We start from the raw sequence: 6,942 nt of genomic DNA, 5'->3' as shown, positions 1-6,942 counted from the left end.
CTACATGGCCGAACTGCCTGTGGAAAAGCTGTGACGATAAGTCATATCTGCTGCGTGCGGGGGTGGTTGGGGGGTGGTTACCCCACCGTTCCATTAAAGGGTCACTCGACTTGTGCCGCTTGAGCTTCGGAGGCGAACGAGACGAAGGCGGATCAGGCTTCGGAGGAGAAGGCGAGGGTCGGGCCGGCCTTGTCCTTCTGGCGCGCGGGGGAGCGTAGGGTCGCGGGCGGGAGCGGACTAAACGGGGGTGGCCGGATGATCGACCGGGCGCGGGCGGTGGAGGCGGGGCACCGGTGGATCAACGGGGATCTGCCGCAGGGCGGCGGGGCGGTGCGGCGGGTGTGCACCCATGAGTTCGAGCTCGGGTGGGTGGTGTGGGCGGAGCCCGCCCGGGCGCTGGTGGACCCTCGCACGGGGGATCGGCGGGCGCCCGAGGAGGTCGGGGCGTCCTGTGCCGTGGTGGACCGGGAGAGCGGGCGGTTCACGGTGTGGCCCTCGGTGCCGGTGGACGAAGTGGTCGTCCTGTACCGGGACTTCGTCGGCGCCGGCGGCCACGACCCGACCCGTGCCCCGGCGGCCGGCCGGGGCGCCCGGGCCGAACTGACCTACCGGGACGGCTCCGGCGAGCGGCGCTCGCTGGCCCTGCGCTCGGCGGCGGGCCTGCCGCATCCGGCGCTGCGCGGCTGGTGGTGGCTGCGCGAGCAGGGCGTCGCGGCCGAGGACGTGCTGGCCGTCCGGACCGACCTGCGGCTCGGCGCCCTGCCCGGCGGCTACTGGTCGTACGCGCTGGCCGCCGAACTGCCGTACACCCGGATCGACTTCGAGCTCCCGTACGGCCCCCGCTTCGACCACCGCGCCGCCGCCGTACGGGCGCTGCCCGCGCCTCCGGACGGTCCGGCCCGCAACCGGGTGCCGTTCCCCCGCGCGGTGCGGCCCGGGCCCGAGGAGCCCGACGCGGCGCTCGCCGCCCGGCTGGCGGCGCGGTTCGGCCCGGCGGGCGTGCGGTGCTTCGAGCGGGCGGACGTCGCCCGTGCCGAACTGCCCGGGGGCGCCGCCGCGCTGCTGCTGACGGTGGGCGTGCCGGTGTCCGTGCCGGGGTTCTTCGCCCTGCACCACCCGAGCGCCGGGGCGATCGCCGACGGCACCAGGAAGCCCACCGCGCTGCCCCCACTGGCTGCCCACCTGGCCGCGCTCGGCCGCGGCACCCGGGTGGCCGAGCGGGAGCGCCTGGTGCTCGCCGGGCAGCTGCTGCTGGGGACGGACGGCTGGGCGCTGCTGGCCCTGGACCAGGTCGACGGCGCCGTCCGGGCGGTCGACCCGGACTACGCGACCGCCCGCCACTGCAACGCGGGCCTGCGCGCCTTCGTCCGCTGCCTGGAGGTGTTCGCCGGCTGGTGGCCCGCGCTGCGCGGGCTCGACCCGGTGGCCGCGGGCGGGGCGGTGGACGCGCTGCAACACGCCCTGGCGGAGGTGGACGGCACGGTCTTCGACGGCCCGGAGAACTGGTGGGCGGTCATCGTGGAGCAGCTGTGGGACGGCCTTCTGTGACGACGGGCCGGTCGACCTGACCGCCCCGAGCGGGACCCGGAGGGCCGAGCGGCGGCCGTCCCGCCCCGCGCCGCCGCCCGGATCGACGCCGGGCGGACGCCCACGGTCACCCGCGCGGCACCGGCGGTACCGGGCGTTCCGGAGACCGGTCCCGGGCCGGCGCGAATACCGCCGCACCCCCTCTCACCAGGGCCCGCATCGCGTAGCGTGGAGATTTATGCGACTCGGTGTGCTCGACGTAGGTTCCAACACGGTCCACTTCCTCGTGGTGGACGCCCATCCGGGCGCCGCTCCGCTGCCCGCGTACTCGCACAAGGCCGAGCTGCGTCTGGCCGAGCTGCTGGACGCGGACGGTGCGATCAGCGAGGCCGGCGTCGAACGGCTGATCGGCCACGTCGCCTCCTCGCTGCGGGTCGCCGAGGACAAGGGCGTCGTCGACATCCTCCCGTTCGCCACCTCCGCCGTGCGTGAGGCCGCCAACGGCGAGGAGGTGCTGCGCCGGGTGGCCGCCGAGACCGGTGTCGAGCTCCGGGTGCTCTCCGGGCAGGACGAGGCCCGGCTCACCTTCCTGGCCGTCCGCCGCTGGTTCGGCTGGTCCTCGGGCCGGCTGCTCAACCTGGACATCGGCGGCGGCTCGCTGGAGATCGCCTGCGGCCTGGACGAGCAGCCGGACGTCGCCTGCTCGCTGCCGCTGGGAGCCGGCCGGCTGACCGCCCGCTGGCTGCCCGGGGACGTCGCCCAGCCGGACGAGCTGCGCGAGCTGAGACGCCACATCCGGGCCGAGCTCGCCACCGCGGTCGGCGAGATCACCCGGCTCGGCCCGCCACGGCACGCGGTCGCCACCTCCAAGACCTTCAAGCAGCTGGCCCGGATGACCGGCGCCGCCCCCGCCGACGCCGGCCCGTACACCGACCGCCGGCTCACCCGTAGTGGGCTGGCCGCGTGGCTGCCCCGGCTGTCCGGGATGACGATCGCCGAGCGCGCGCGGATCCCCGGTGTCTCCGAGGGCCGGGCCAAGCAGCTGCTGGCCGGTGCGCTGGTCGCCGACGCCGCGATGGACCTGTTCGGGCTGGAGGAGCTGGACGTCTGCCCGTGGGCGCTGCGCGAGGGCATCATCCTGCGCCGCCTGGACGCCATGGACAGCTCCGCCGACCGCCGCCGTCCGGCGCTCACCCCGTAGCCGGCGGTCGCCTGTGGCCGGCGGCAGCCCGTGGCCGGCCCGCGGCCGCGCGGCCTGCCCCGGGACGGCCTGCCCCGGGGCAACGTGCCGATGGTCACTGCGCCGCTCGTCCCGGCCCGTTCGGTGCGCGCTCCAACTACGCTGTCTCCCGTGGTGGAACCAGCGGGCGAGGACGGAACGCAGGAGGACCGCGCTCCCGGGAACGGGCAGCCGCGGTCGGACGGTCCGCGCCGACGGCTCGGCAAGGCGGTCGCGGGCGCCACCGCCGCCCAGGCCGCCAAGCAGGCCGCGAAGGCCGTCAAGGCGGCCCAGCGCACCGCGAAGACGGCCACCGCGAAGACCGCCGCGAAGACGGCCAGCGCGAAGACCGCCGCCGGGAAGAGGACGGCCGTCAAGAAGACCGCACCCAAGTCGGCCACCGCCGCCCGGGAGACCCGCACCGCCCGGGCCGCCGGCGCCGCCAAGGCCGCCGTCCAGTCCGTCCGCTCGGTCAAGGCCGCCAAGCGCGACGCCGCCCGCCCGCCGCTGCTGCGCACCACCGACCGGCTGGTGCTGCCCCGGCACCCGGCCCTGCACATCCCCGACACCAAGGTGGTGCTGTCCACCGCCTCGGTGTACCCGGCGAGCACCGCCGTCGCCTTCGAGCTGGCCGCCAAGCTCGGCTACGACGGGGTCGAGGTGATGGTCTGGAACGACCCGGTCAGCCAGGACATCGACGCCCTGCGCCGGCTCTCCGACGCCCACCGGATGCCCATCCTGGCCGTGCACGCGCCGTGCCTGCTGATCACCCAGCGGGTGTGGAGCACCGACCCGTGGACCAAGCTGGTCCGGGCGCGGGCGGCGGCCGAGAAGCTCGGTGCGAGCGCCGTCGTCGTCCACCCGCCGTTCCGCTGGCAGCGCCAGTACGCCAAGGAGTTCGTCGAGGGCATCGACCGGATGGCGGGGGAGACCGACGTCCGCTTCGCCGTCGAGAACATGTACCCGTGGCGCTACCGGGACCGCGAGATGCTCGCGTACGCCCCCGGCTGGGACGTCACCGACGAGGAGTACCGGCACTTCACCATCGACCTCTCGCACGCCGCGACCTCCCGGATCGACACCCTCGCCATGGTCGAACGGATGGGCGACCGGCTCGCCCACGTCCACCTGGCCGACGGCAGCGGCTCGGGCAAGGACGAGCACCTGATCCCCGGCCGCGGCAAGCAGCCCTGCGCCGAGCTGCTGGAGCACCTGGCCCGCACCGGCTTCGACGGCCACGTGGTGCTGGAGGTCAACACCCGCCGCTCGTCGTCCCCCGCCGAACGCGAGGCCGATCTCGCCGAGGCCCTCGCCTTCACCCGCCTGCACCTGGCCACCCCGGCGCGCGTGCGCTGAGCCGCCGGGGCCGGGCCGGGTGCGAACTCCCCCACCGAGGTTGACCGATGACGCAGGATCAGAAGTTCTCCGAACTCCGCGACTTCCGTGAGCTGGCCGGGAGCTTCGGCTCGGTGGCCGCCGAGTACGAGCGCGGCCGGCCCGGTTACCCGGAGGAGCTGTTCGACGAGCTGGAACGGCTCTGGGGCCACCCGCTCAAGGGCGCCCGGGTCCTGGACGTCGGCGCCGGCACCGGCATCGCCACCCGGCTGCTGGCCGCCCGCGGCGCCGACGTCGTCGCCGTCGAGCCCTCGGCCGGGATGGCCGCGCAGTTCCGGACCGTCTCGCCGCACCTCCCGGTGGTCCGCGGCGGCGGCGACGAGCTGCCCTTCCACGACGGGTCCGCCGACCTCGTCAGCTACGCCCAGGCCTTCCACTGGACCCGGCCCGAGCGGTCCGTCCCCGAGGCGATCCGGGTGCTGCGGCCCGGCGGCGCCCTCGCCACCTGGTGGAACCTCTTCGACGAGACCGTCCCGTGGGTGCGCGCCCGGGACGAGCGGCTGACCGCCGCGCTGTCCGGCCGCTACCACGGCTACCGCCGGGTCGCCGAGCTGACCGCCCCGTTCGCCGCCGCCGGGCTGGCCGTCCACCGCGGCGTGCTGCGCTGGCAGCGCCGGGTGCCCGTCGAGCAGGTGGTCGACAACCTCACCTCCCGATCCTTCTTCGCCTCGCTGCCGCCCGAGCGGCGCGAACCGCTGCTGGCCACCGAGCGGGCGGCGATGCTGGCCGAGTTCCCGGACGGCCAGGTGGTCGAGCAGTACGTCCTCGACCTCACCGTGGCCGTCAAGCCGGGCTGACGGCGGGCCCTCCCGGCTGCCCGCATCGCGGACGGGCCGTCCGCCCGCCGGACGGCGGGCGTAGGCTCGGTACCCACAGCGGCCCCCGGAACCCTCCTGCAGCGGGGTGCCCGCGAGAGCCCCGAAGGAGTGGAGCACAGTGCCCGAGCTGAGGTCCCGTACGGTCACCCACGGTCGCAACATGGCAGGCGCCCGGGCGCTTCTCCGGGCGGCCGGCGTAGCCCGCGAGGACTTCGGCAAGCCGATCATCGCGGTCGCCAACTCCTTCACCGAGTTCGTCCCCGGCCACACCCACCTCCAGCCGGTCGGCCGGATCGTCTCCGAGGCGATCAAGCAGGCGGGCGGCATCCCGCGCGAGTTCAACACCATCGCGGTGGACGACGGCATCGCGATGGGCCACGGCGGCATGCTCTACTCGCTGCCCTCGCGCGACCTGATCGCCGACTCGGTCGAATACATGGTCAACGCCCACTGCGCCGACGCCCTGATCTGCATCTCCAACTGCGACAAGATCACCCCGGGCATGCTGATGGCCGCGCTGCGCCTGAACATCCCGACGGTCTTCGTCTCCGGCGGTCCGATGGAGGCCGGCAAGGCCACCCTGGTCGACGGCACCGTGCGCAAGCTCGACTTGGTCGACGCGATCTCCCAGGCGGTCAACGAGTCCGTCTCCGACGAGGACATCGCGATCATCGAGGAGAACGCCTGCCCGACCTGCGGCTCGTGCTCCGGCATGTTCACCGCCAACTCGATGAACTGCCTGACCGAGGCGATCGGCCTCTCGCTGCCCGGCAACGGCTCGGTGCTCGCCACCCACACCGCCCGCCGGGCGCTGTACGAGAGGGCCGGGCAGACGGTCGTCGAGATCGCGAACCGCCACTACGGCCAGGACGACCACTCCGTCCTGCCGCGCGCGATCGCCACCCGCGCCGCCTTCGAGAACGCCATGGCCCTGGACATCGCCATGGGCGGCTCGACCAACACCATCCTGCACCTGCTCGCCGCCGCCCAGGAGGCCGAGCTGGACTTCGACCAGCGGGCCATCGACGCCATCTCCCGCAAGGTCCCCTGCCTGTCCAAGGTCGCGCCGAACGGCTCGTACTACATGGAGGACGTGCACCGGGCCGGCGGCATCCCGGCCATCCTCGGCGAGCTGTACCGGGGCGGGCTGCTCAACGAGGACGTCCACACCGTGCACGCCGACTCGCTCGCCGAGTGGCTCAAGACCTGGGACGTGCGCGGCGGTTCGCCGTCCGCCGAGGCCGTCGAGCTGTGGCACGCCGCCCCCGGCTGCGTCCGCTCCGCCGAGGCGTTCTCCCAGTCCGAGCGCTGGGATTCGCTGGACACCGACGCCGCCAAGGGCTGCATCCGCAGTGTCGAGCACGCCTACTCGGTCGAGGGCGGCCTGGCGGTGCTGTACGGCAACCTCGCCGAGGACGGCTGCATCGTGAAGACCGCCGGCGTGGACGAGTCGATCTGGACCTTCAGCGGCCCGGCCGTCGTGGTCGAGTCCCAGGAGGACGCGGTCGAGGCGATCCTCGCCAAGCGGGTCAAGGAGGGCGACGTCGTCGTCATCCGCTACGAGGGCCCCAAGGGCGGCCCGGGCATGCAGGAGATGCTCTACCCGACCTCCTTCCTCAAGGGCCGGGGCCTGGGCAAGGCCTGCGCGCTGGTCACCGACGGCCGCTTCTCCGGCGGCACCTCGGGCCTGTCCATCGGCCACGCCTCCCCGGAGGCGGCCTCCGGCGGCACCATCGCGCTGGTCGAGGACGGCGACACCATCGCCATCGACATCCCCGGCCGCCGGATCTCCCTGGAGGTCCCGGACGAGGTCCTGGCCGAGCGCCGCCGTGCCCTGGAGGCCGCGGGCGGCTACCGGCCGAAGAACCGCGACCGCCAGGTCAGCCAGGCCCTGCGCGCCTACGCCGCGATGGCCACCTCCGCCGACAAGGGCGCCGTCCGCGACGTGACCAAGCTCGGCTGAGCCCGTACCGAGCCGGCTGA

Annotated in this window: 5 protein-coding genes; all 5 read left to right on the top strand. The window is 74.4% G+C overall.

Annotation, left to right across the window (positions count from 1 at the left end; all coding sequences use genetic code 11):
* Positions 1–255: 255 nt before the first annotated feature.
* The 5 genes from ACFRAR_RS32950 (at position 256) to ilvD (ending at position 6,922) form a co-directional block, all read left to right on the top strand.
* Positions 256–1,548, top strand: coding sequence for an SUKH-4 family immunity protein (locus ACFRAR_RS32950; protein ID WP_380702967.1), 1,293 nt, complete (start codon positions 256–258; stop codon positions 1,546–1,548).
* 217 nt (positions 1,549–1,765) lie between these two features.
* On the top strand, positions 1,766–2,728 hold the full coding sequence (locus tag ACFRAR_RS32945) for a Ppx/GppA family phosphatase (RefSeq protein ID WP_380702965.1): 963 nt from the start codon (positions 1,766–1,768) through the stop codon (positions 2,726–2,728).
* A 570-nt stretch (positions 2,729–3,298) separates the two neighbouring features.
* Positions 3,299–4,102: a sugar phosphate isomerase/epimerase family protein gene (locus tag ACFRAR_RS32940; RefSeq protein WP_380702974.1), complete on the top strand. Its 804-nt coding sequence runs from the start codon at positions 3,299–3,301 to the stop codon at positions 4,100–4,102.
* A gap of 47 nt (positions 4,103–4,149) precedes the next feature.
* Positions 4,150–4,938: a class I SAM-dependent methyltransferase gene (locus ACFRAR_RS32935; RefSeq protein ID WP_380702963.1), complete on the top strand. Its 789-nt coding sequence runs from the start codon at positions 4,150–4,152 to the stop codon at positions 4,936–4,938.
* Between the two features lie 139 nt (positions 4,939–5,077).
* A complete protein-coding gene (gene ilvD / locus ACFRAR_RS32930; protein ID WP_380702961.1) occupies positions 5,078–6,922 on the top strand; it encodes a dihydroxy-acid dehydratase in 1,845 nt (614 codons plus the stop codon).
* Positions 6,923–6,942: the final 20 nt, after the last annotated feature.

This window comes from Kitasatospora sp. NPDC056651 (genome assembly GCF_042792155.1).
Taxonomy (GTDB): Bacteria; Actinomycetota; Actinomycetes; order Streptomycetales; family Streptomycetaceae; genus Kitasatospora.
This window is presented reverse-complemented; position numbering and strand designations above follow the sequence as displayed.

Excerpts from the sequence above, each read along its gene's own strand:
- ACFRAR_RS32945 (WP_380702965.1), top strand. The coding sequence starts at position 1,766 with ATGCGACTCGGTGTGCTCGACGTAGGTTCCAACACGGTCCACTTCCTC.
- ACFRAR_RS32935 (WP_380702963.1), top strand. The coding sequence starts at position 4,150 with ATGACGCAGGATCAGAAGTTCTCCGAACTCCGCGACTTCCGTGAGCTG.
- ACFRAR_RS32950 (WP_380702967.1), top strand. The coding sequence starts at position 256 with ATGATCGACCGGGCGCGGGCGGTGGAGGCGGGGCACCGGTGGATCAAC.